Source organism: Mesorhizobium sp. WSM4840 (assembly GCF_055811755.1).
Window position 1 is genome coordinate 1 of the sequence record NZ_JBVVQD010000158.1, and the last position, 219, is coordinate 219.

General features: G+C 71.2%; 1 pseudogene. It reads left to right on the top strand.

The features are described from left to right. Positions 1-219, top strand: a pseudogene (locus AC0L3I_RS37110) (hypothetical protein); the annotation flags it as partial.

The following is a 219-nucleotide window of genomic DNA, read 5'->3' on the forward strand; positions in this document are numbered from 1 at the left end:
CGTGTTCGTGCTCGGTTCGGCGCTGTCCGCGGCAATCGGCACCGGCGTCAAGGCGGCCTCGACAGTGGCCTCGGGAGTAGCAATGGGTGCCTCGGCAGGCGCGACCGCAAACGCCGGGAGCGACGGAGGCAGCGACGCGACGTCGTATTTCGTCGATGCGCTGTTCCGCCCGACCGATCCTTCCAGGCTGGCGGCGCCGGGCGCGGAGGGCGATGCGAC